Here is a 23,496-nt window from a genome sequence, read left to right on the forward strand (position 1 = left end):
GGTTCCTTCCAAAGATCTGTCTGTACCCGTTCTGGAGTCCAAAAGTGCCCGTGGAAACCGTCGATGCCGTCGTCAGCCTCAGCAAGCGGAGAGGCTTCGTGTACCCGTGCGGCGAGATCTACGGCGGTACCAAGTCGGCCTGGGACTACGGTCCGCTCGGCGTCGAGCTGAAGAACAACGTCCGCACCCAGTGGTGGCGGACGATGGTCACCGGCCGCGACGACATCGTCGGCCTGGACTCGTCGGTGATCCTGCCGACCCAGGTCTGGGAGGCCTCCGGCCACCTGGCCGAGTTCGTCGACCCGCTGACCGAGTGCCAGTCCTGCCACAAGCGCTTCCGCGACGACCACCTCCGCGAGGACTTCGCGCGCCGCAAGAACAAGGACCCCGAGACCGTCCAGCTGGCCGAGATCGCCTGCCCGAACTGTGGCAACAAGGGCACCTTCACCGAGCCGCGGATGTTCAACGGCCTGCTGAAGACGTACCTCGGCCCGGTCGAGTCCGAGGAAGGCCTGCACTACCTCCGCCCGGAGACCGCGCAGGGCATCTTCGTCAACTTCGCGAACGTGATGGGCACCGCGCGGAAGAAGCCGCCGTTCGGCATCGCGCAGGTCGGCAAGAGCTTCCGGAACGAGATCACCCCGGGCAACTTCATCTTCCGGACCCGCGAGTTCGAGCAGATGGAGATGGAGTTCTTCGTCGAGCCCGGCACCGACGAGGACTGGCACGAGTACTGGCTGAAGGCGCGCTGGGACTGGTACATCGGCCTCGGGCTGAACCCGGACAACATGCGGTTCTACGAGCACCCGAAGGAGAAGCTCAGCCACTACTCGAAGCGCACCGTCGACATCGAGTACCGGTTCAACTTCGGCGGCAAGGAGTTCGACGAGCTCGAGGGCATCGCGAACCGTACCGACTTCGACCTGACCACGCACTCCAAGCACTCCGGCGCCGACCTGTCGTACTTCGACCAGGAGAAGGGCGAGCGCTGGACGCCGTACGTGATCGAGCCGGCGGCCGGCCTGACCCGGAACGTGCTGGCGTTCCTGCTCGACGCGTACACCGAGGACGAGGCGCCGAACGCGAAGGGCGGCGTCGACAAGCGGACCGTACTGCGCTTCGACCCGCGGCTCGCGCCGGTCAAGGCCGCCGTCCTGCCGCTGTCCCGCAACGCCGACCTGTCGCCGAAGGCCCGCGACCTGGCCGGCGAGCTGCGGAAGAACTGGAACGTCGACTTCGACGACGCCGGCGCGATCGGCCGCCGGTACCGCCGCCAGGACGAGATCGGTACGCCGTACTGCATCACCGTCGACTTCGACACCCTCGAGGACCACGCGGTGACGATCCGCGAGCGGGACTCGATGAAGCAGGAGCGGGTCGCGCTCACCGAGGTCACCGGGTACCTCGCCCAGCACCTGGTGGGCTGCTGAGGATGAAGGTCGCCCGGGGGCTGCTCGCGGGGCTGGCCGTGTTCGCGCTGAGCGCGTGCTCGGACAGCAAACCCGAAGGCTCGCCGTCCCCGAGCTCCAGTGCGCCGACCGTGGGGGAGTCCTCCATTCCTACCGCGTCGACGCCGTCGCTGACCCCGCTGCCGACGCCGGGCAAGCCGTGGCCGACGCCGAAGGTCACCGGCGCGCCCGCCGACGACGCGCCGCTCGCCGAGCGGATCACGTTCGCGATCTCCGAGCAGACCCAGATCGCGGCCGGCCGGGCCGCGAAGACGTCCGTGACGTGCCCCGGCATCGACAAGGTCGAGACCGCCGGGCAGCACACGCTGGACTGCACGGTCACGTACTCCGGGAAGTCGTTCACCGGGAAGCTGACGGTCGACGCGAAGCAGTACAGCGCGTCGTACAAGTTCACCTCGGCGCAGGTCGCGATCGTCCGCGCGAAGGTGATCGACGCGGTGCTCCGGTCCGCCGCCGGCGCCTCGAAGGTGACCTGCGACATGGACGAGATCGGTATCGTCGTCCACGACGGGCCGCCGATCGGGTGCGACGTGACCACGACCGCGAACGCCGTACAGCCGTACAAGGCCTCGGTCACGGGCAACGGCCAGGTCCAGGTGGAGAAGGCTTGAGTGTCCCGTCGGCGATGTAACTTGACGCTATCGGCGCCCAGGCACGCACCTCGGCGCACTTGGCCAGCGCCCACGATGCTCCGCATCGAGGCCACTGACCAAGCACCCCGATGCACGCACCTGGACACCGCTATCGTTCAAGCTACATCGCCGACGGGACACTGGACGTGCTGAAGCTGGGCAATCTGACCATCGAGACGCCGGTGGTGCTGGCGCCGATGGCCGGCATCACGAACGCGGCGTACCGGCAGCTGTGCGCGGAGCAGGGCGCCGGGCTGTACGTGTGCGAGATGATCACGTCGCGCGGCATCGTCGAGGGCGACCAGAAGTCGCTCGACATGCTGACCTTCGCCGAGAGCGAGACCGTGCGGTCGGTGCAGTTGTACGGGGTGGACCCTGTTTACGTCGGGCGCGCGGTGCAGATCCTTTGCGATTCGTACGGGGTCGCGCATGTCGACCTGAACTTCGGGTGCCCGGTGCCGAAGGTGACCCGCAAGGGCGGCGGTGCGGCGCTCCCGTGGAAGCGGAACCTGCTCGGCGCGATCCTGCGGTCCGCGGTGCACGCGGCGACCCCGTACGGCGTACCGGTGACGATGAAGACCCGGATCGGGATCGACGCCTCGCACCAGACCTTCCTGGACGCGGGGCGGATCGCCGAGGAGTCGGGTGCCGCGGCGATCGGGCTGCACGGCCGTACGGCGGCGCAGGCGTACTCCGGTCAGGCGGACTGGTCGACGATCGCGGAGCTGGTCTCGCAGGTCTCGATCCCGGTGCTCGGGAACGGGGACATCTGGGAGGCGGGCGACGCGCTGCGGATGGTCGCCGAGACCGGGTGCGCCGGGGTGATTGTCGGGCGCGGGTGCCTCGGACGGCCGTGGTTGTTCCGCGACCTGGCGGCAGCGTTCGCCGGGGACGAGGTCCTGGAGTTGCCGACGCTCGGCGAGGTCGCCGCGGTGATGCGCCGGCACGGTGAGTTGCTGGCTGAGCTGATGGGGGAGCAGCGCGGGTTGCGCGACTTCCGCAAGCACGTCTCGTGGTACCTGAAGGGCTTCCCCGCCGGCGGCGAACTCCGCGCCGCGCTCGGCATGGTCGACACCCTCGCCCACCTGGACGAGCTCCTGTCGCAACTGGACCCGACGGTCCCCTTCCCGGTCGCCGAACTCGGCGCCCCCCGAGGCCGCCAGGGCAGCCCCCGAGACCACATCACCCTCCCCGAAGGCTGGCTGGACGACACCGACGGCCTAACCACAGACCTAACCGAAGCCGAACTAGGCATCTCCGGCGGCTGACCTCCACACCTGACCCAGCTGCAGCAGGTCAGCTCATGCCGACCTTTTGGTGGTCGGGTTCGATGACCAGGACTACTCGTTCGTGGTCGCGGGGGTACTTCTGGTCGATGTACTTCGCTACCAGGCGGTCGATGATCTCCCATGCCTCGTCGCCTTCGATCTACTCGACCACCCGGCCGCGGACGACGACGGGCTCGAACGGGTTGTCGGCGGGGACGATCGACAGCGCCAGCCGGGGATCCCGCCGCAGGTTCCGCGCCTTGCGCATCGAGGGTCCGGTGAAGAAGACGATCTGATCCCCGCGGGTGCCGGCGTACACCGGCGTGCTGTGCGGCGAACCGTCCGGCAGGACGGTCGCGAGATGTGCGTACGACGCGGCGTCGAGGACACTGCGTACTCTCGGCTCGAGCATGATGCCTCCATTCAGCGGGCGTTCTCGGAACGCCAGGCAAGGTAGTGGGCGACTGCTTCGCCGGGGTCGTACTCCGGCGTGTATCCGGTGTCCGTGGTGAGCCGGCTGATGTCGAGGTGCGGGGTCAGTTGCCCGCCGGGCACAGTTCCGACGTTCAGAGCGTCAGCGAATTCGCGGTTCATCGCGGGGCGCCCGCTGGAGACGTTGTAAGTGGTGTGGTTCAGCGTCTCCGCTGTCGTCAGCAAGGCGATGGCACGTCCCGCGTCCGGCGCGTAGCACGAGTCGCCGCCGTCCTCGGCGCGCAACGGAGCGGGCTGTTCGCCTCGCTGCAGGGCGCTGACGTACGGCGGGATGAAGTTGAACACCGACTCGGGATCCATCAGCGGTCCCCACGTCGACCCGATCCGGAGGATGACCGGCTGTACGCCGGAACCCTGCAGTGCGTGGGTGGTGAGCGGTTCGACCGCCTTCTTGAACGCGACGATCAGGTGCGGCAGGTCCGCTTCCGGTAGCGCGAGCCCCTCGTGCCAGGGGCTCTCGGTCTGGCCGATATACACGCCGATACTGCTCGCGACCGCGAACCGGCGTACACCCCAGGCGCGGGCTGCGTCGAGTGCGTTCAACAGGCCAGTGATGTCGGTGCGAAAGTACGCGACCGGGTCCGCGCCGGGGATGGTGCCGGCGAGGTGCACGATGTCGCTGATGGTGTAGCGCTTCCCGAGGGCGAGGAACGCGTCCCGGTCGGTGACGTCCAAGGACTCCACTGTGACCTTGCCGTCGAGGAACGATGGCACGTCACTCCGACGGTGCGACGTGACGACGACTTCCTGGCCGAGGTCGAGGAGCGCGCGAGCGGTATGGGCACCGATCATCCCGAGCCCACCGGTAACAAGAATCATGCCGCGACGTTACGAGCCGTAGGGCGGCCGCGGCTTGAACGAATCCCGCACGATCCCTTGACCTGAACCCGTCCGGCAGGGGACCTTTGACGGCAATGGATTTACGAATCACTTCCGAACATGGTTCATAAATACCGTCGAATCCGGTTCGCGGAAGGAGCGCCGTGGGCATCGTGATCGGAGTCGTCACGCACGCGACCCACGACGAGCTGTTCCACGACGCCGCGCGGACGCTGAGCGGCGTCGATCTCGAGTGGGTCAGCTACGACCACGAGGACGAGATCCGCGACCGGGTCGCGGACTTCCTGAGTACGACGCGACTCGACGGCTTCCTGGCCGGGCCGGTGCCGTACACCGCGAGCCAGGAGCTGCTCCCGCCCGGACTCCCGGTCGGCGTGATCCGTTCGTCGGCGCTCGACCTGACGCTGGCGCTCTACAGCGCACAGGAACGCGGCTGGGGCCGTACGCCGGTCAGCATCGACACGTTTCCGGCCGAAGCAGTCGAAGCGGTGGCCACCGCACTGGACCTCGATCAGGACCAGATCGACTGCTTGCCCTATGCACCGACCCAGAGCGTCGACGAGATCGCGGCGTTCCACCGGGACGCGTTCGCGCGGTTCGGGGAGCGCAGCTACGTGATCAGCGTGCGCGCCGCCGTCCGCGAGCAACTGTCCGGGCAGATCCCGATCATGAGCGGGATGCCGGTGCCGGCCACGATCCGGACCGAACTGCACGAGCTCGCGCTGCGGATCGAGTCCGAGCGGGCCAGCGCCCAGCGGTTCGCGGCCGGCGTCTTCCTGATCTCGGACGCGCCGGACGAGGAGCGGGCCCGGATCGGGCTGATGAACCACTTGCACAACACCCCAGAGTTCGCCGGCGCCTGGATCGAGAACCGCGGGCGCCGTGGTGTCGTCGTCTTCGCCCACAAGGCGTTGTTCGAACGCATTACCCGCAACTGGGTCGCCGTACCGGCGTTGGCCGAGGCCGCCGCGGCGCTCGGCGCGCAGCTCTCGGCCGGGTTCGGCGTCGGTGTGTCGGCCCGCAACTGCGTCGTGCTCGCCGAGCAGGCCGCCGCGCGGGCAGAGCTGGCCGGCGAACCGTGCGCGTACCTGTTCGAGGACAGCGGCGTCGTGATCGGCCCGATGGGACCGGCCGGCGAGGCACTGCGCTTCTCGTACCGTTCGCACGGCGACGATGTCGAACACCTCGCGAAGTACGTCGGTCTGAGTGCCGTCACCGTCTCGCGGCTGGCCGCGCTGGACCAGGAACTACAAGGCCGCACGCTCTCGCCTGGAGAGCTTGCCGGTCACCTCGGAATCACGGACCAGAGCGGGCGCCGCCTGATCCGGACCCTCGACGCAGGCGGCCTGGTGAGCGTCGAAGGTACCGCCCAGCACCACCCCAAAGGACGCCCGACGCGTCTGTACCGACTGCGCATCGCCCAAGCGTTGGAGGCACAACCATGGAGCTCACCCGCCGCCACATCCTCAAGCTGACCGGTCTCGGACTGGCCGCCCCGGCACTTGCCGCCTGTTCGAACGGATCGTCCTCCTCCGGAGGCGGTTCCGGGGACGGCAGTGTGAAGTTCGAGGGCTGGGACTACGAGGCCGCCCTCGTCCAGCAGAACCTCGACCGGTTCACCAAGACCAGCAACATCAAGGTCGACTACACCCCGATCACGAGTGCGCAGTACGTCCAGAAGGTCGTCGCCGAGTTCACCGGCGGTGGCGGTCCGGACGCGCTCTACGTGTACGACGACTCGCTCGCGGCCTGGGTCGACGGCGACTACCTGCAACCGCTCGACGGGATGGCCGGCGTCGACGAGGTCTACGCCGCCATCTATCCCGGTAACGCCCAGGCGATGACGTACGACGGCAAGCGGTACGGCCTGCCGTACTACACCGACGCCAACTGCCTGACGTACAACGCCGGAATCCTTGCCCAGGCAGGGATCTCGAAGCCGCCGGCGAGTCTCGAAGAACTCGAGGCGCAGGCGCTGAAGATCAAGAACGCCGGCCTGTTGCAGTATCCGATCGGCCTGCCCGCGCAGTTGTCCGACACCTGGTGGTCGTGGGTGTGGGCGCTCGTCTTCGGCAGCGGCGGGAACATGTTCGACGATCAGCAGAACCCGGTCATGAACACGTCGGACACAGTGACCAAGGACGTGTTCGCCTGGTTGCAGCAGGCCGCGACCAAGTCGAAGGTGATCGACCCGGCGTCGCTGCAACTGCTGCCGGTGCCTGTCGACAACGCGATGAAAGCCAATCGGTACGCGTACACGATCGGCGCGCGGTACCCGAGCCGGGACTACAACGACCCGGCCAAGTCCAAGGCGGCCGGGAAGATCCGGATGGCACTGGTGCCGAGCCTGGACGGCAAGGAGCACGCGACGGTCAGCAATACCCGGATGTACAGCCTGGCCAAGGACACCGACGTCAAGGACAACGCGTTCAAGCTGCTGACCTATCTCGGCGGCTACGACGACCAGAAGCAGCCGTACACCGCGAAGTTCTGGTTCCTGCAGCGCGGACTCGGGTTTGCCTACAAGAAGATGGTCGACGATCCGACGATCACCGCGGCGTTGAAGAAGTTCGCCGATCCGGCGATCTACACGCACCTGGCGGAGATCGCCAAGCCGCGCAACGTCCTCGGGGTGCCGTGGTACACCGAGTTCGAAACCGAGATGCACAAAGTCGTGCAGGGCGTACTGAGCAATCAGACGCAGCCGTCCGCCGCGGTCGACTCACTCGCACAGACCGTCGGTACGTTGAAGAAGAAGTACTCCTGAGCATGGCTGCACCGAGCAGCTTCACCGAACGCCGGCCACTTGGCGACAACGCCAAGGCCTGGGCGCTGAACGCCCCGGCCATGGTGGTGATCGCCCTGCTGGTCGCCTACCCGATCGGGTACTCGTTCTACGTCAGCTTGCAGAAGAACAACCTGAAACGCCCACGAGCCAAGCGATTCATCGGCTTCGACAACTACAAGGCACTACTCACCGACCACGCGTTCCTGTCGGCGCTGAAGGTGTCGGCTCTGTTCGTCCTCGTGGTGCTCGGGCTCACCGTCGCACTGGCGCTGATCCTGGCGCTGGTGCTCAACGAGCGGTTCCGCGGTCGCGGGCTGCTGCTCAGTCTCGCTTTGTTGCCCTGGGCAATGCCCGGGGTGGTGAACGGACTGATGTGGCGGACGATCTTCGACGCGAAGACCGGCGCGCTGAACGGCCTGCTCCAGCAACTCGGGCTGATCGACAGCTATCACGCCTGGCTGACCTCGGGGACCGGTGCGTTCCTGTTCACCGCGCTCGCCCAGGTGTGGAACACGTTGCCGTTCTCGGTCATCATTCTGCTCGCCGGATTGTCGACAATCCCCTCGGAGCTGTACGACGCGGCAACCGTCGACCGCGCCGGCGCGTGGCGGCGCTTCACCGAGGTGACGGTGCCGTGGCTCATGCATCCGCTGCTGATCGTGCTGATCCTCGAAACCATGAACGCCTTCCGGGCCTTCGACACGATCTACGTCCTCACCGGCGGCGGTCCCGGCGACGCCACCACGACGATCGCCTTACTGGACGTCCAGACCGTCCTCACCTTCACCGACTTCGGCCTTGGTAGCGCCTACGCCTGGGTGATCACCGCGATCACCCTGCTGATCTCGGTCGGCTATATCGGCCTGCTGTACCGAAAGGGGAACTTCGACGTATGACGACTGCAACGAAGACCTCGCCTCCGGCCACGACAGCCCCTGCGCCGGTCGTTGTTCGCGTTCCCCTGCGCTACCGGATTCCGTGGAAGAAGATCGTGCTCTACGTGCTGGCGGCCGGATTCGGCCTGTACCTCGTGCTGCCGTTCTACTGGATCGTCGCGATGAGTTTCATGCACGAGGTGGACGCGATCTCGGTGCCGCCGCACTGGATCCCGACGCATCCGACGTTGCAGAACTACCTCGGGTTCGTCCGGCCGGACGTGGCACAGCAGCTGGTCGGCGGGCGGGCCGTGTCGGAAACGCCGTACTCGTTGCGCAACAGCCTCGTCGTGGCGACGTCCACCGCCGTACTGAACCTTGCGCTGGCGACGTTCGCGGCGTACTCGTTCTCGCGGCTGAAGTTCCGCGGGAGTCAGGTGCTGCTCATGCTGTACCTGCTCACCCGGATGGTGCCGGGGATCGCGATCATCATCCCGTTCTACCTGCTGATGCGGTCGTTCGGGCTGCTGGACACCTACCTGGCGCTGATGCTGTCGTACACGACGTTCGCGTTGCCGATCACGATCTGGATCCTGAAGGACTTCTTCCGGTCGGTACCGCGCGAGCTCGAGGAAGCGGCGCGCGTCGACCGCTGCGGCTGGTTCCGGACGATGTGGACGGTGTTCCTGCCGGTCGCGGCGCCCGGCCTGGTCGCGGCCGCGGTGTTCGCGTTCATGACGGCGTGGAACGAGTTCATGTTCGCACTGTTCCTGACCAGTACGAAGGCGGCGAAAACAATCCCGGTGGTGGCGGCGAACTTCGCCACCGACTTCAACACCCAGTTCACCGTGATGGCCGCGGCCGGTGTGCTCGCGGTCGTCCCACCCCTGGCGCTGGCCCTGCTCTTCCAGCGCAAGCTGGTGCAGGGCATGGCCGCCGGATCCGTGAAGGGCTGAACCGATGGCGGAAGTGCGTTTGGAGAATGTCAGCAAGTCGTTCGGCGGCAAGGTCGCCGTGAACGACCTCAGTCTCACCATCGAGGACCAGGAGTTCCTCACGCTGGTCGGACCGTCCGGTTGTGGAAAGTCGACAACCCTACGAATGATCTGCGGGCTGGAGCGGATGACCGAGGGAAACATCTTCTTCGACGGCAAGCCGGTCAGCTGGCTGCCGGCGAACAAACGGGACGTGTCGATGGTGTTCCAGAGCTACGCGCTCTACCCGCACAAGACCGTGCGGCAGAACATCGGGTTCGCGCTGAAGATGATGCGGGTGCCCAAGGCAACGATCGCCGAGCAGGTGCTGCGGGCCGCGCGTACGCTGGACATCGAGGACCTGCTCGACCGCAAACCCCGCGAACTGTCCGGCGGCCAGCGCCAGCGGGTCGCCCTCGGCCGGGCGATCGTCCGCCAAGCCGGCGCGTACCTGCTCGACGAACCGCTGTCGAACCTCGACGCCCAGCTCCGCGTCCTGATGCGTGCCGAGATCAAGCGTCTGCATGTCGACGTGGCGCGCACGTTCATCTATGTCACGCACGACCAGGTCGAGGCGATGACGATGTCGGACCGGATCGCGGTCATGCGCGACGGCGTCGTCCAGCAGTGCGCCACCCCCGAGGAGATCTACGAACGCCCGGCGAACCGCTTCGTCGCCGCGTTCATGGGCTCACCCCCGATGAACTTCCTCACCGGCGAACTCGCCGATGTAGCCGGCACCCGAACCTTCCGCTCCCAAGCTCTGACCCAACCACTCACCCCGTCCACTCCGTCCGCCAACTCGCCCACCGCTGCATCCGCCGGCTCACGCGTCGAGGCCGCGGAGCGAGCTGTGGTACTCGGAATCCGGCCTGAGGACATCACCCTGTCGACCACGCCGGTCCCGGGCCTTCACCCCGGGAAGGTCTTCGTCTCCGAGCCGCTCGGACCCGACGTCCTGGTCACGGTGAACATCGAAGGCGAACTGCTGAAAGCCCGAGTCCCCACCCCGTTCCGCCTCGGCCACGACAGCACGGTGTACGTCGGGTTCAACCCCGACCGCCTGCACCTGTTCAACGCCACCGACGGCACCGCCCTCCACGCACCCACCCTCCGAGCCTCGGCCTGACACGCCCCGCCCCTGCTGACCCGGTGAAAGGAACGCTCTTGAGAGACCCCGCGAACGCGACCGTCGAGGTCGACCTGCCGGAAGATTTCGACGACTTCTGGGCGGCCGGCCTCGCCGACTGCGCGTCGTACCCGCTCGACCCGGTGCTCACCGAGGTTCCGGCGCTGTCCACAGACACTGCGATTGTCTACGATCTGCGCTTCACCAGCTACGGCGGACTCCGGATCGCCGGCTGGTACGCCGTGCCGCGTGACCGGCCCGGTCCGCTGCCGGGACTGGTGACGATCCCTGGGTACATCTCCGAGCCCACCGTCCCGAAGGAGTGGGCCGCGCTCGGCTACGCGACGCTTGCGATCGCCCCGCGCGGGAAGCTCCGGTCGAACGACGTGTTCAACCCCGGCTACCCAGGCCTGCTGACGCACAACATCGTCGACCACAACACCTACGGGTACCGCGGGTTCTACCTGGACGTGGTCCGCGCGGTCGAGGTATTGCTGGATCGTCCGGATGTCGACAATCAGCGGATCGGACTCCAGGGATCGAGCCAGGGCGGCGGGCTCGGGATCTCCACGGCCGCGCTGATGCCTGACGTGATCCGCTGCGTCGCGGCCGGTGCGCCGTACCTGTGCGGGATCATGACCGCGCCGACGCTGACCAGGTCGTACCCGTACGAGGAGATCAACGAGTACCTGCGGATCCACCCGAAGGACGTGGACCGGGTCCGCGAGACGGTCGCGTACTACGACGGCCTGAACTTCGCCCCGAAGGTCCAGGCGCCGACGTTGCTGTACCTCGGACTCGAGGACGACGTCTGCCCGCCGGAGACCGGGTTCGCGCTGCACCGCGTGCTGACGTGCGAGAAGACCTTGCACACGTACCCGCACTGCGCGCACCACGCAGGGCTGCCGGACGTGATGCGGATCGTGGAGGACTTCCTTGCCGAACACCTCACCCCGGGACGGTGACCTGATGGACTCCGAGCTGGACTTCGACGCGTACTGGGCCGCGGTCGACGAAGAACTCGCGGCGATCCCCGGCCGCCCGGTGCTGGACGCCGTACCGGCCCGAACGACCGAAGAGGCGACGTTCTACGCGCTGCGGATCACGAGCACCGGGCCGTACCGCGTGTACGGCAACCTCAGCATCCCGCGCGGCGACGGGCCGTTCCCCGGCCTGCTGATCACGCCGCGGTACGGGAGTGTCAACAACGTCCCGCATCCGAACGATCGGAGCCGGTACGTCGTCCTCAGCCTGATGCACCGCGGCCAGCGGCTCGCCGACGAGGGCTTCGCGGCGGCGTACCCGGGATTGTTGACAATGGGCATCGACGACCCGTCGACGTACATCTATCGCGGAATCGCCGCCGACTGCCTTCGAGCAGCCGAGTTCTTGTTCGGGCTGGCAGAGGTCGATCGCATGCGGGTCGCGGTGAGTGGCGACGATCTCGCCGTGCTGACGGCTGCGCGCCGGCCCGGGTTCAGCTCGGTACGGGTGACGGACCTGCTGTTCTACCGGGCGATGGAGGCTCGGCTGAAATCGTGCCTGTATCCGCTCGAGGAACTGAACGATCAGCTGCGGAGCGGATCGTCGACAGCCGGATTGTCGACAACCCTGTCGTACTACGATCCGGCACGGCATGCGCCTTCGGTGGCGGGCCGTACTTTGCTGTCCGTCGACGACGTGGAATGGTGTGCAACCTTGCGTACGGCGTTGCCGGATCCCGAGGTCTACCAGGTGACGCATCTCGACGGCACCGACAACGACTTCCTCGATGCGTGGCTGGCGGAGCGTTCCGGCGTACCGGCGACGTCGAAGTTCGTCGCATGACGAATCCACTGGGTCTCCGGCCTGTCATCAACGCGAACGCGACCGTGACGGTGCTGGGCGGTTCGTTGATGCCGGCGCCGGTTCTCCAGGCGATGGTGGACGCGGCCGGCCAGTTCGTCGACCTGCCGGAGTTGAACAAGCGGGTGGGGGAGCGGCTCGCGGAGCTGACGCACAACGAGGCGGCGTACGTGACCTCCGGCGCAGCGGCCGCGATCACACTGGCCGTTGCCGCGTGCATCACCACCGAGTCGCAGGCATTCCCTGCTGATGCTGCGGTCGTCATGTTCGCCGGCCAACGCAACGGCTACGACTACTCAGCCCGCTTCCTCGGCGCCCACATCACCGAGATCGGCCCCTCCGAACACGAACTCCGCACAGCACTCGCCCGCAAACCTGCGTGTGTGTTGTGGTTTGCCGGGGCGCATTACGCCGCGGGTGCGCTGGAGATCGAGGATGTTGTTCGGGTTGCTCGCGGGGCCCGCGTACCCGTGCTGGTGGATGCCGCGGCGCAGATTCCGCCGGTTGCGAGCCTGTGGCGGTTCACGCGGGACGTCGGTGCGGATGCGGTGATTGTCAGCGGCGGCAAGGGATTGCGTGGACCGCAGGCGAGCGGGCTGGTGCTCGGGAAGCAGTGGCTGATCGACCGGCTCCGGGTGCACACCTCGCCGCTGCATGAGGTCGGACGCGGGATGAAGGTAGGGAAGGAGGAGCTGATGGGCCTGCTCGCGGCGGTCGAGTGGACGCTCGCGCAGGACGAGGAGGCACTGCTGGCGAGCTACGAGCAGATTGTCGACAACTGGATTGCCGGCCTGCGGGACATCCCGGGCGTGGTCGTGGAGCGTGGCCATCCGAGTGAGGCCGGGCAGCCGCACAGTCGCGCCGTACTCCGGCTCACCAGAAACCGTGACGAGGTGGTGCAGGCGCTGTTCGACGGCGACCCGCGCATCTCGGTCGGCACGTTCGGCCTGCCCGAAGACGCGATCGCACTCAACCCCCAGACCGTCCAACCGGGGGAAGGCGAACTGGTCCTCGACGCCCTGCTGAAGCTCCTGACCCCGCCTCGCTAGCGTCCAACGCCGGAAGTTCGTGGCAGGTGCTCTCGGCGACCGTCCGGCGGATGGGAGTTGCCGAGGGACCCTTTAAGCTCGGGGGATGGCGAGGAAGCCGGACGAGGTGCGGGACGGGGTCGAGCTGACCAATCTGGATCAGCCGTTGTTCGACGGGGCGGATGCGACCAAGCGGGATCTGGTCGACTACCTGGACGCCGGGCACGAGCGGATCCTGCCGGAGTTGCGGGAGCGGCCGTTGTCGGTGGTGCGGATCCGCCCGGGGCAGCCGAAGTTCATGCAGAAGAACGTTCCGAAGTACACCCCGGAGTGGGTGAAGACGGTGCAGGTCTGGGCGGAGGCGTCGAAGCGCGAGGTGTCCTACGCGTTGTGCGACGACCGGCGGACGCTGCTGTGGTTCGCCAACCAGCGCGCGGTCGAGTACCACCCGACGCTGATGCGTGCCGACCGGTGGGACCGGGTGACCCATCTGGTGCTCGACCTCGATCCGCCGGAGGGGGAGACGTTCGCGATGGCCGTGCAGGCGGCGTTGCTCGTACGGCAGGCGCTGACCGACTCCGGGCTGGCGGGTGCGGTGAAGACGAGTGGCGCGAAGGGCGTGCATGTCATCGTTCCGATTGTCGACAATGTGACGATCGAGGATGCGGCGGCGGCCACGCGGGCGATCGCGGCGCGGGCCGAGAAGCTCGATCCGGCAGTCGCGACCACGGCGTACATCAAGGAGGACCGGCACGGGAAGGTGTTCGTCGACTCCACGCGTTCAGGCGGGGCGACGGTTGTCGCGGCGTACAGTCCGCGGGTCCGGCCCGGTACGACGGTGTCGTTCCCGGTGAGCTGGACCGACTTGGAGAGCGTGTCACCGCGGGACTTCACGGTACGTACGGCACCTGAACTGCTCGGCGACCGCGACCCGTGGGCGGACGCGCTGCCGACACCGCAGGAGATTCCCGAGGACGTACTGGAGGAGGGCCGCGCGATCCCGGTCGCCCGGGTCGCCGCCATGCACGAAGGCAAACGCCGCAAACGCGCCCGCGAAGCCGCCGAGAAGAAGCAGGCCGACTGACCTACTCCGCCGCGCTCAGCTGACCCGTTCGAGGCTGGCCCGTTCCAGTTCGGCGAACGCCGCGGTGAGTTTCGGCAACGTGTAGTGGGCATTGAGGCCGCTCGGGTTCGGTAGCACCCAGACGCGGGTGGCTCCGATGGTGTGGTCCTGCTTGCCCACGGCCGCCGTACGTTCGCCGAAGGCATCCCGGTACGCCGTGACGCCGAGGACGGCCAGCCACTCCGGCTGTACGTCGAGCACCTTCTTCACCAGGTTCTCCCCGCCGGCCAGGAACTCCGCTCGGGACAACTCGGCCGCCTTCGCGGACGGACGGTCGACGACGTTGGTGATCCCGAGCCGGAACGTCAGCAGCTCCTGCTGTTCGGCCGGCTTCAGCTGACGCGGGGTGAACCCGCTGAGGTGCAAGGCCGGCCAGAACCGGTTCCCCGGTCGCGCGAAGTGATGCCCGGTCGCCGCGGACATCAGCCCCGGATTGATCCCGCAGAACAACACCCGCAGTCCAGGCCCGATCACATCCGCAATCCCGTCCACGCCCCACACCCTAGACGCGCACCTCGAGCGTCAACCCAAGGTTGACGCTGCAAGGTTGTCAACCTAAGGTTGACGGCATGACTCCCGGACCGGATCTGCAGCAGCTCATCAACACCATCAAGACCGACGCCGGCAGCGACGACGAGCTCGAGCAGCTCGCGACCGCGGCGGCGACGATCAGCGAACTCACCAGCACCGGCGACGCCGCGCTCGGCTTCTTCGTCGACCGTGCCCGCGGCGCCGGCAAGTCCTGGGTGGAGATCAGCAACGTCCTCGGCGTCAGCAAACAAGCCGCCCACAAGCGCTTCGCCGACTCCTGGACCGCGCGTCCCGCCTTCGAGCGCTACACCCAGCGCGCCCGCGCCGTCGTGCAGGCAGCTGCCGGTGCCGCCGCCGAGCGCAACCACGACTTCGTCGGCACCGAGCACCTGCTGCTCGCGATGTACCGGCAGCCCGACTCGATCGCGACCAAGATCCTGATCGCGCACGGCATCACCGAGGACTCGGTGCGGGCCGCCGTCGACACGCAGAGCCCGGCCCGGGAACGGACCGGGGAGCCGCTGAGCCTCAACGCCGCGAACCCGCCGTACACGCGGCGCGCGGCGCACGTCCTGCAGGGCGCGGCCGGTGAGGCGCTGACGCTGGGCCACAACTACGTCGGCACCGAGCACCTCCTGCTCGCCTTCTACCGCGACCAGGCAGGTATCGCGACCAAGATCCTGCTCGACCAGGGCCTGGACGAAGCAGCCGCCTGGAAGGACATCCGTGCGGCCCTGGAGGGCTTCGGCAAGTAAGTTGGGCGCATGCCTGACTGGTCTGCGCGGTTGAACGAGTTGGCGGTGGCGGGTGACGTCACCGGGGCGGTGCTAGGGATCTGGCACGACGGCGAGATGACGATCACGCCGTACGGCGTCCTGAACGCGACGACCGGGGTGCCGACCACCGCCGACTCGCTGTTCCAGATCGGCTCGATCAGCAAGACCTGGACCGCGTCGATGATCGTCCAGCTCGCCGCCGAGGGCCGCCTGCAACTCGACGACCCGATCGTCGAACTGTTGCCCAAGGCACCTGTCGACAGCACGGTCACCGTCCGTCACCTGCTCACCCACACGAGCGGCATCGACGGCGACCTGTTCACCGACACCGGCCGTGGCGACGACTGTCTGGAGCGGTACGTCGAACTGCTCGCCGACGTCGACCAGCTCTTCGAACCAGGTACGGCGTACTCGTACTGCAACGCCGGCTTTGTCCTGCTCGGCCGCCTGATCGAAGTACTCGACAACCGCACCTGGGACGAATCGCTGAAGGCCCGCCTGATCGAGCCGCTCGGCCTGACCCACACCGTCACGCTCCCCGAGGAAGCGATCCTGCACAACGCCGCGGTCGGCCATACCGCGACTGACGGGTCGCGGGTGAAGACGTGGCAACTGCCACGCAGCATCGGGCCCGCGGGGACGATCACCTCGAGCGCCGGCGACGTCCTGGAGTTCGCGCGGATGCACCTGACCGACCCGACGTACGCCGTGATGCAGGAGCCGCAGGTACCGTACGCGGCCGGCATCGGCGGTTTCGTCGACCTAGGCCTGACCTGGCGGATCTACGACTGGGGCGGGCGCCGGCTGTTCGGGCACGACGGGTCGACGATCTCGCAGCTCGCGTTCCTGCGGATCGACCCGGAGGCGCGGCTGATCATGTGCCTGCTGACGAACTCCGGCAACGGCACCCGCCTGTTCGAACCGCTCGCCTCCGAGGTCTTCACCGAGTACGCCGGGGTCGCGCATCCGCCGGCCCCGCAGCCGATCGACGTACCCGTCGACGACCGGCACGTGGGACGGTACGAACGCGCCAGCGTCCGGCTCGACGTCGCAAAGCGTGACGACGAACTGGTCATGGTCTACACCGCGACAGGCGACCGGCTGCTGTTCTCGGAAGACCCGGTGCACGAGTACGAGCTGCGCCCGACGGAACCGGCCGACGGCAACCATTTCGTCACCCGCGAGTCGCCACAGCACCCGTGGGTCCCGGTCACGTTCACCCCGACCCATGTCTTCACGTCCGGACGGGTCACGCCCAGGCGGTGAGATAAACGGGGTGCGATTTGGGGCCAGCGAGCTAACGTCGTCAGGGTGACTAGTGCACCTGCTGAACTGCCCCGTAAAGCCGGTGACCTCCGGGCCGCCGGATTCCTTCCTCGGTCGATCAAGGCCGAGATCCGTGACAACCTGCTGAAAGAGCTCCGGGCCGGGCGTGATCCCTGGCCCGGCATCGTCGGATTCACCCGGACGGTGATTCCGCAGCTCGAACGTGCCCTGCTCGCGGGCCACGACGTCGTACTGCTCGGTGAGCGCGGTCAGGGCAAGACCCGGCTGCTCCGCACCCTGGTCGGCCTGCTCGACGAGTGGACCCCGGTCATCGAGGGCGCGGAACTCCCCGAGCACCCGCTCGACCCGATCACGCCGGCCTCGCGCCGCCGCGCCGCCGAGCTCGGCGACGACCTCCCGGTCGCCTGGCTGCACCGCTCGTTGCGGTACGCCGAGAAGCTCGCCACCCCGGACACCTCCGTCGGTGACCTGATCGGCGACGTGGACCCGGTGAAGGTCGCCGAGGGCCGCAGTCTCGGCGATCCCGAGACCATCCACTTCGGGCTGGTCCCGCGGGCGCATCGCGGCATCGTCGCGATCAACGAGCTGCCCGACCTGGCCGAGCGGATCCAGGTCGCGTTGCTGAACGTGATGGAGGAGCGCGACATCCAGGTCCGCGGGTACACGCTCCGGCTGCCGCTCGACGTGTTGCTGGTGGCAACGGCCAACCCCGAGGACTACACCAACCGCGGCCGGATCATCACGCCGCTGAAGGACCGCTTCGGCGCCGAGGTCCGGACCCACTACCCGCTCGACATCGACGCCGAGGTGGACGTGATCCGGCAGGAGGCCGAGTTCACCGCCGAGGTCGGCGAACCGTTGCTGGAGGTGCTGGCCCGGTTCGTCCGGCACCTGCGGGAGTCGACGTCGATCGACCAGCGCTCCGGCGTGTCCGCGCGGTTCGCGGTCGCCGCGGCAGAGACGATCGCCGCCGCCGCGTTGCGCCGTTCCGCGATCACCGGCGAGGAGCCGGCCGTCGCCCGGCCGGTCGACCTCGAGGCGGTGCCCGCCGTACTGCGGGGCAAGCTCGAGTTCGAGCCGGGTGAGGAAGGACGCGAGATCGAGCTGCTCGAGTACCTGCTGCGCCGGTCGGTGGCGGACACCGCGCGGGAGCGGTTCGCCGGTCTCGACCTGAGCCCGCTGGCCCATGCTGTTGCCGACGGCAACCTTGTGACCACCGGGGAGCGGGTGCCCGGCCGCGAGGTGCTGTCGGCGCTGCCCGAACTGCCGGTCCTGCACGACGTCGCCGCGCGCGCCGGCGTGGACGCCAACGACTCACCCGGACGGATCGCAGCCGCCGTCGAACTCGCCCTGGAGATGCTCTACCTCTCGAAACGGGTGGCAAAGGACGCCGACAACGACACGACGGTCTACGGGGCCTGACATGTCGGCTTCGATTCCGGAAGGTTGGTCGTACGGGCCGTGGCACGACGGGCCGGATCCGCTCCAGGCGCCGGTCGACCTGCGGGACGCGCTGGACGAGATCGGCCGGGACGTGATGAACGGGTCGTCGCCGCGGTCCGCGCTGGAGGAGATGCTCCGGCGCGGCACCCGGAACACCCAGGGGCTGGACGACCTGACCCGCCGGTTGTGGGAGCGCCGCCGCGAGATCCAGCGGCGGCACAACCTCGACGGCACGCTCCAGGACGTCCAGCGGCTGCTCGACGAGGCGCTCGAGGCCGAACGGCGTGAGCTGTTCCCGAACCCGTCGGACGACGCCCGCTTCAAGGAGGCCGAGCTCGACGCGCTTCCGTCCGGTACGGCGGCCGCCGTACGGGAGCTGGCCAACTACCAGTGGGAGTCGCCGGAGGCCCGGCAGAAGTACGAGGAGATCCGTGAGCTGCTCGGGCGTGAACTGCTCGGGTCGCGGTTCGAGGGCATGAAGGAGGCGCTGCAACAGACCACACCCGAGGACGTCGAGCGGATCAACGAGATGCTCACGGACCTCAACGCGCTGCTCGCGGCGCATGCGCAAGGGCGTCCCGACGTACCGCAGCTGTTCGACGAGTTCATGGCCAAGCACGGCGAGTTCTTCCCGGAGAATCCGCAGAACGTCGAGGAACTGATCGACGCACTCGCGCAGCGGGCGGCCGCGGCGCAGCGGATGCTGAACTCGATGACTCCCGAGCAGCGCGCTGAGCTGATGGAGCTGTCGCAGCAGGCGTTCGGCAACGCGCAGTTGTCGCAGCAGCTGTCCCAGCTGGACGCGCAGCTGCAGGCGTTGCGGCCGGGCGAGGACTGGTACTCGTCGGAGCGGATGAGCGGTGACGATCCGCTCGGCCTCGCCGAGGGCGCGCAGGCGATGTCCGACCTGGCCGAGCTGGATGCGCTGGCCGAGCAGTTGGCGCAGTCGTATCCGGGCGCCCGGCTCGAGGACATCGACCTGGACGCACTCACCCGGCAACTGGGTGACGAGGCCACGGTCGACGCCCGACGGCTGAGCGAGCTGGAACGGCAGTTGCGTGACCAGGGCCTGATCGAGCGGGCGCCGGACGGTTCGCTGCAGCTGTCGCCGAAGGCGCTGCGGCAGCTCGGTCAGACGGCGCTGGCCGACGTACTGCGGACCGCGCGCGGATCCGGAGAGCGCGACGCCGCCAACGCCGGGGCGGCCGGAGAGCTGAGCGGTTCGACCCGGCAGTGGCAGTTCGGCGACACCCAGCCGTGGGACGTCCCGCGCACGGTGCGGAACGCCGTACTGCGGACCGCCCATCGCGGCGGTGGTGGAGTCAAGCTGGACGTGGCGGACGTGGAGATCGCGGAGACCGAGCACCGGGCGCGGGCCGCGGTCGCGTTGCTCGTCGACACGTCCTGGTCGATGGTGCAGGAGGGCCGCTGGCTGCCGATGAAGCGGACGGCGCTCGCGCTGCACCAGCTGATCTCGACGCGGTACCGCAATGACGCGCTGCAGCTGATCACCTTCGGCCGGTACGCCGGGGTAGTGGAGCTGCCGCAGCTGATCGGGATGGAAGGCACCTGGGAACAGGGCACCAACGCGCACCACGCGCTGCTGCTCGCGGGCCGGCATCTCCGGCGGCACCCGGACGCGCAACCCGTCGTACTGATGGTGACCGACGGCGAGCCGACCGCCCACCTCGAGCCGGACGGGACGGCCGAGTTCTCGTACCCACCGGAGCCGGCCACGCTGCGCAAGACGATCTTCGAGGTCGACCGGCTCGCCAAGCTCGGCGCCTCGCTGACCGTCTTCCGGCTCGGCGACGACCCACGGCTGAACGCGTTCGTCGACCTGCTCGCCCGCCGCAGCGGCGGCCGGGTCCTGGCCCCCGATGCGGACGGCCTCGGCGCCGCGGTGGTCGGCGACTACCTCCGCACCCGGCGCAAGCTGTAGCACCTCGCAACACCCCAGCGGGACCTCGGACATCGGTCAGGTGTCGGAGGTCCCGTTCTGCTGTCCGGAGCGCCGCGGAAGGGACCTTCGGCGCGGTGGCGCGGTCCTTTCGACCGGTCCGTCGGCGTCCGGATGCTGGTTGGCTGGGAATCGTTGGAGAGGTGTTCGATTGTCTCGCGTTGTCAACGCTGTAAGGGTTTTCCGGCCTTCGGCCTGTGGGCAGCGTCACGTCGGCATCGTGAGACCAGTGTTCAACTGGACTGGTTTTCTGGCTTACTCTGAAAGCACGCCCCCGCCGCCGTTGCCGACGGGCCAGCGGGCTACTTTCCCGCGCCTGAAACACACCCACCTGCAACCCAGGGAGTGACCGTGCCGAAACTCGTCTACGACTTCGCCGAAGGCAACAAGGACATGTTGGAGCTGCTCGGTGGCAAGGGGGCGAACCTGGCCGAGATGACCAACCTCGGCCTGCCGGTACCACCCGGATTCACCATCACAGCCGACGCCTGCCGCGCGTACCTGAAGACCGGTGCGGTGCCGGGCGACCTCGCCGACGAGATCGACCACCACGTACACCTGCTCGAGCGGAAGATGGGCAAGAAGCTCGGCCAGGCGGACGACCCGCTGCTGGTCTCGGTCCGTTCCGGCGCCGCCGTGTCGATGCCCGGGATGATGGAGACGGTGCTGAACGTCGGCCTCAACGACGACTCGGTGAACGGGCTCGCGCACCACTCGGGCAACCCGCGGTTCGCCTGGGACGCGTACCGCCGGCTGATCCAGATGTTCGGCAAGACCGTTCTCGGCATGGACGGCGACGTGTTCGAGGACGCGATCGAGGCGTCGAAACAGGCGAAGGGGACGCGCAACGACCTCGACCTGGACGCCGCCGACCTTCGCACGCTCGTCGAGACCTTCAAGCAGGCGGTGCTGGAGCACACCGGCCGCGAGTTCCCGCAGGACCCGCGGACCCAGATGGAGCTCGCGATCGAGGCCGTGTTCCGGTCCTGGAACGCGGACCGCGCGATCCTGTACCGCCGCCAGGAGCGGATCGCGTCCGACCTCGGGACCGCGGTGAACATCTGCTCGATGGTGTTCGGCAACCTCGGTATGGACTCCGGTACGGGCGTCGCCTTCACTCGCGACCCGTCGAGCGGCCAGCCCGGTGTGTACGGCGACTACCTGCAGAACGCGCAGGGTGAGGACGTCGTCGCGGGCATCCGCAACACGGTCCCGCTGGCGGACCTCGAGCAGCTCGACAAGACGTCGTACGACGACCTGATGAACATCATGGCGACGCTCGAAGGCCACTACCGCGACCTGTGCGACATCGAGTTCACCGTCGAACGCGGGAAGCTGTGGATGCTGCAGACCCGGGTCGGCAAGCGGACCGCGGCGGCGGCGTTCCGGATCGCCACCAGCCTGGTCGACGAAGGTGTGATCGACACCGACGAGGCTCTGCAGCGGGTGAAGGGTGCGCAGCTGGCGCAGCTGATGTTCCCGCGCTTCGACGCTTCGGCCGCGAAGGATCTTGTGACGAAGGCGATCGGGGCGTCGCCGGGTGCGGCGTCGGGCAAGGTCGTGTTCACGTCGGCCGCCGCGGTCGAAGCCGCCGAGCGCGGCGAGAAGGTGATCCTGGTACGGCGCGAGACGAACCCGGACGACCTGCACGGAATGATCGCGGCACAGGGCATCCTGACCAGCCGCGGCGGCAAGACCTCGCATGCGGCGGTGGTTGCCCGCGGCATGGGCAAGACCTGTGTCTGCGGTGCGGAGGAGCTCGACGTGAATGTTGCCCAGGGCACCATTACGGTCCGGGGTACGGTGCTGCGGGCGGGAGAGCTGCTCTCGATCGACGGCACCACCGGCGAGGTGTTCCGCGGCGAGGTACCGGTCGTACCGTCGCCGGTCGTGCAGTACTTCGAGGGCACGCTGGACCCGTCGGCGGGGGACGAGTTGGTGGCGTCGGTGCACCGGTTGATCACGCACGCCGACTCCGTACGGCGGCTGGGCGTACGGACCAACGCGGACACCGCGGACGATGCGGCGCGGGCGCGCCGGTTCGGGGCCGAGGGGATCGGGCTGTGCCGGACCGAGCACATGTTCCTCGGTGAGCGGCGGGAATCCGTCGAGCGGCTGATCCTCGCCGACAACGACGAGGACCTGAATGCGGCGCTTGGTGAGTTGGAGCCGTTGCAGCGTGGGGACTTCCTCGAGTTGCTGGACGCGATGGACGGGCTGCCGGTGACGATCCGGCTGATCGACCCGCCGCTGCACGAGTTCCTGCCGTCGATGGAGGACCTCGCGGTCAAGGTCGCGGTGGCGCGCGAGCGGGGCGAGGAGTCCGAGCACGACGTGAAGCTGCTGGCGGCGGTCGAGCGGCTGCACGAGGAGAACCCGATGCTCGGGCTGCGCGGAGTGCGGCTCGGGCTGGTCGTTCCGGGGCTGTTCGCGATGCAGGTACGGGCGATCGCCTCGGCGGCCGTTGAGCTGCGGGCGCGCGGGAAGGACCCGCGGCCGGAGATCATGATTCCGCTGGTGGGCGCCGTACAGGAGCTGCACCTGGTGCGGGACGAGGTGGAGCGGGTGCTCGCGGACGTCGGTGTCGAGCTGCCGATCGGGACGATGATCGAGCTGCCGCGGGCCGCGGTGATCGCGGACCAGATCGCGGAGGCGGCGGACTTCTTCTCGTTCGGTACCAACGACCTGACGCAGACCACCTGGGGCTTCAGCCGCGACGACGTCGAGGGCGCGTTCTTCTCCAGCTACCTGGAGAAGGGGATCTTCGCGGTGTCGCCGTTCGAATCGATCGACCGCGAGGGCGTCGGCGCCCTGGTCCGTACCGGCGTCGAGCGCGGACGGGCCACCAAGCCCGACCTCAAACTCGGCATCTGCGGCGAACACGGCGGCGACCCCGACAGCATCCACTTCTTCCACGAAGCCGGCCTCGACTACGTCTCCTGCTCCCCCTTCCGAATCCCAGTAGCCCGCCTCGAAGCCGGCCGGGCAGCCCTCGACTGAAACCCGAAGCGGACGCCCACCACTCATCAACCGACG

20 protein-coding genes are annotated in these 23,496 nt (G+C 68.1%); 17 read left to right on the forward strand and 3 right to left on the reverse strand.

Features of this window, described 5'->3' with window-relative positions; genetic code table 11:
• Positions 1-44 precede the first annotated feature (44 nt).
• The 3 genes from ACZ5BU_RS31275 (at position 45) to dusB (ending at position 3,369) form a co-directional block, all read left to right on the forward strand.
• Positions 45-1,430 (forward strand): glycine--tRNA ligase, encoded by a 1,386-nt coding sequence (locus ACZ5BU_RS31275; protein ID WP_465704031.1) that lies wholly within the window; start codon positions 45-47, stop codon positions 1,428-1,430.
• A gap of 2 nt (positions 1,431-1,432) precedes the next feature.
• Positions 1,433-2,080 (forward strand): hypothetical protein, encoded by a 648-nt coding sequence (locus ACZ5BU_RS31280; protein WP_465704032.1) that lies wholly within the window; start codon positions 1,433-1,435, stop codon positions 2,078-2,080.
• Positions 2,081-2,190: 110 nt separating this feature from the next.
• Entirely contained in the window at positions 2,191-3,369 is a 1,179-nt protein-coding gene (dusB, locus tag ACZ5BU_RS31285) for a tRNA dihydrouridine synthase DusB (RefSeq protein ID WP_465704033.1), read from the forward strand.
• A 160-nt stretch (positions 3,370-3,529) separates the two neighbouring features.
• Here the strand turns inward: dusB and ACZ5BU_RS31290 are convergent, their stop codons facing one another.
• Both ACZ5BU_RS31290 and ACZ5BU_RS31295 read right to left on the reverse strand, forming a co-directional pair.
• Positions 3,530-3,781, reverse strand: coding sequence for a pyridoxamine 5'-phosphate oxidase family protein (locus ACZ5BU_RS31290; RefSeq protein ID WP_465704034.1), 252 nt, complete (start codon positions 3,779-3,781; stop codon positions 3,530-3,532).
• Between the two features lie 11 nt (positions 3,782-3,792).
• Positions 3,793-4,680 carry an NAD-dependent epimerase/dehydratase family protein gene (locus ACZ5BU_RS31295; RefSeq protein ID WP_465704035.1) on the reverse strand — a complete coding sequence of 296 codons (888 nt, stop codon included), beginning with the start codon at positions 4,678-4,680 and terminating at the stop codon, positions 3,793-3,795.
• Between the two features lie 164 nt (positions 4,681-4,844).
• Here ACZ5BU_RS31295 and ACZ5BU_RS31300 point away from each other — a divergent pair, with 164 nt between their 5' ends.
• From ACZ5BU_RS31300 to ligD, 9 genes are all read left to right on the forward strand, one after another.
• Positions 4,845-6,176, forward strand: coding sequence for a hypothetical protein (locus tag ACZ5BU_RS31300; RefSeq protein ID WP_465704036.1), 1,332 nt, complete (start codon positions 4,845-4,847; stop codon positions 6,174-6,176).
• Positions 6,143-7,468 (forward strand): extracellular solute-binding protein, encoded by a 1,326-nt coding sequence (locus ACZ5BU_RS31305; RefSeq protein WP_465704037.1) that lies wholly within the window; start codon positions 6,143-6,145, stop codon positions 7,466-7,468. Before ACZ5BU_RS31300 ends, ACZ5BU_RS31305 begins: the two co-directional genes overlap by 34 nt.
• 2 nt (positions 7,469-7,470) lie before the next feature.
• Entirely contained in the window at positions 7,471-8,385 is a 915-nt protein-coding gene (locus ACZ5BU_RS31310) for a carbohydrate ABC transporter permease (protein ID WP_465704038.1), read from the forward strand.
• The gene (locus tag ACZ5BU_RS31315; protein WP_465704039.1) at positions 8,382-9,320 is read left to right on the forward strand and encodes a carbohydrate ABC transporter permease; all 939 of its coding nucleotides are present in this window, start codon (positions 8,382-8,384) and stop codon (positions 9,318-9,320) included. Before ACZ5BU_RS31310 ends, ACZ5BU_RS31315 begins: the two co-directional genes overlap by 4 nt.
• A 4-nt stretch (positions 9,321-9,324) precedes the next feature.
• On the forward strand, positions 9,325-10,467 hold the full coding sequence (locus tag ACZ5BU_RS31320) for an ABC transporter ATP-binding protein (protein ID WP_465704040.1): 1,143 nt from the start codon (positions 9,325-9,327) through the stop codon (positions 10,465-10,467).
• 38 nt (positions 10,468-10,505) lie between these two features.
• Positions 10,506-11,432, forward strand: a complete 927-nt coding sequence (locus tag ACZ5BU_RS31325) for an acetylxylan esterase (protein ID WP_465704041.1) — start codon at positions 10,506-10,508, stop codon at positions 11,430-11,432.
• A gap of 4 nt (positions 11,433-11,436) precedes the next feature.
• Positions 11,437-12,294 (forward strand): acetylxylan esterase, encoded by an 858-nt coding sequence (locus ACZ5BU_RS31330; RefSeq protein WP_465704042.1) that lies wholly within the window; start codon positions 11,437-11,439, stop codon positions 12,292-12,294.
• A complete protein-coding gene (locus ACZ5BU_RS31335) occupies positions 12,291-13,361 on the forward strand; it encodes a hypothetical protein (protein ID WP_465704043.1) in 1,071 nt (356 codons plus the stop codon). The genes ACZ5BU_RS31330 and ACZ5BU_RS31335 overlap by 4 nt, the downstream gene beginning before the upstream one ends.
• Positions 13,362-13,446: 85 nt before the next feature.
• On the forward strand, positions 13,447-14,424 hold the full coding sequence (gene ligD, locus ACZ5BU_RS31340; protein ID WP_465704044.1) for a non-homologous end-joining DNA ligase: 978 nt from the start codon (positions 13,447-13,449) through the stop codon (positions 14,422-14,424).
• Positions 14,425-14,439: 15 nt separating this feature from the next.
• On the opposite strand, the gene mug is transcribed toward ligD, so the two are convergent.
• A complete protein-coding gene (gene mug / locus ACZ5BU_RS31345) occupies positions 14,440-14,955 on the reverse strand; it encodes a G/U mismatch-specific DNA glycosylase (RefSeq protein ID WP_465704045.1) in 516 nt (171 codons plus the stop codon).
• Positions 14,956-15,032: 77 nt separating this feature from the next.
• Here mug and ACZ5BU_RS31350 point away from each other — a divergent pair, with 77 nt between their 5' ends.
• From ACZ5BU_RS31350 to ppdK, 5 genes are all read left to right on the forward strand, one after another.
• The gene (locus ACZ5BU_RS31350) at positions 15,033-15,749 is read left to right on the forward strand and encodes a Clp protease N-terminal domain-containing protein (protein WP_465704046.1); all 717 of its coding nucleotides are present in this window, start codon (positions 15,033-15,035) and stop codon (positions 15,747-15,749) included.
• 9 nt (positions 15,750-15,758) lie between these two features.
• Positions 15,759-17,036 carry a serine hydrolase domain-containing protein gene (locus ACZ5BU_RS31355; protein ID WP_465704047.1) on the forward strand — a complete coding sequence of 426 codons (1,278 nt, stop codon included), beginning with the start codon at positions 15,759-15,761 and terminating at the stop codon, positions 17,034-17,036.
• Positions 17,037-17,081: 45 nt separating this feature from the next.
• Positions 17,082-18,479 carry an ATP-binding protein gene (locus tag ACZ5BU_RS31360; RefSeq protein WP_465704048.1) on the forward strand — a complete coding sequence of 466 codons (1,398 nt, stop codon included), beginning with the start codon at positions 17,082-17,084 and terminating at the stop codon, positions 18,477-18,479.
• 1 nt (position 18,480) lies between these two features.
• Positions 18,481-20,442, forward strand: coding sequence for a vWA domain-containing protein (locus ACZ5BU_RS31365; protein ID WP_465704049.1), 1,962 nt, complete (start codon positions 18,481-18,483; stop codon positions 20,440-20,442).
• Between the two features lie 369 nt (positions 20,443-20,811).
• Positions 20,812-23,460, forward strand: coding sequence for a pyruvate, phosphate dikinase (ppdK, locus tag ACZ5BU_RS31370; RefSeq protein ID WP_465704050.1), 2,649 nt, complete (start codon positions 20,812-20,814; stop codon positions 23,458-23,460).
• Positions 23,461-23,496 lie beyond the last annotated feature (36 nt).

It is taken from the genome of Kribbella sp. NPDC031520 (genome assembly GCF_055580825.1).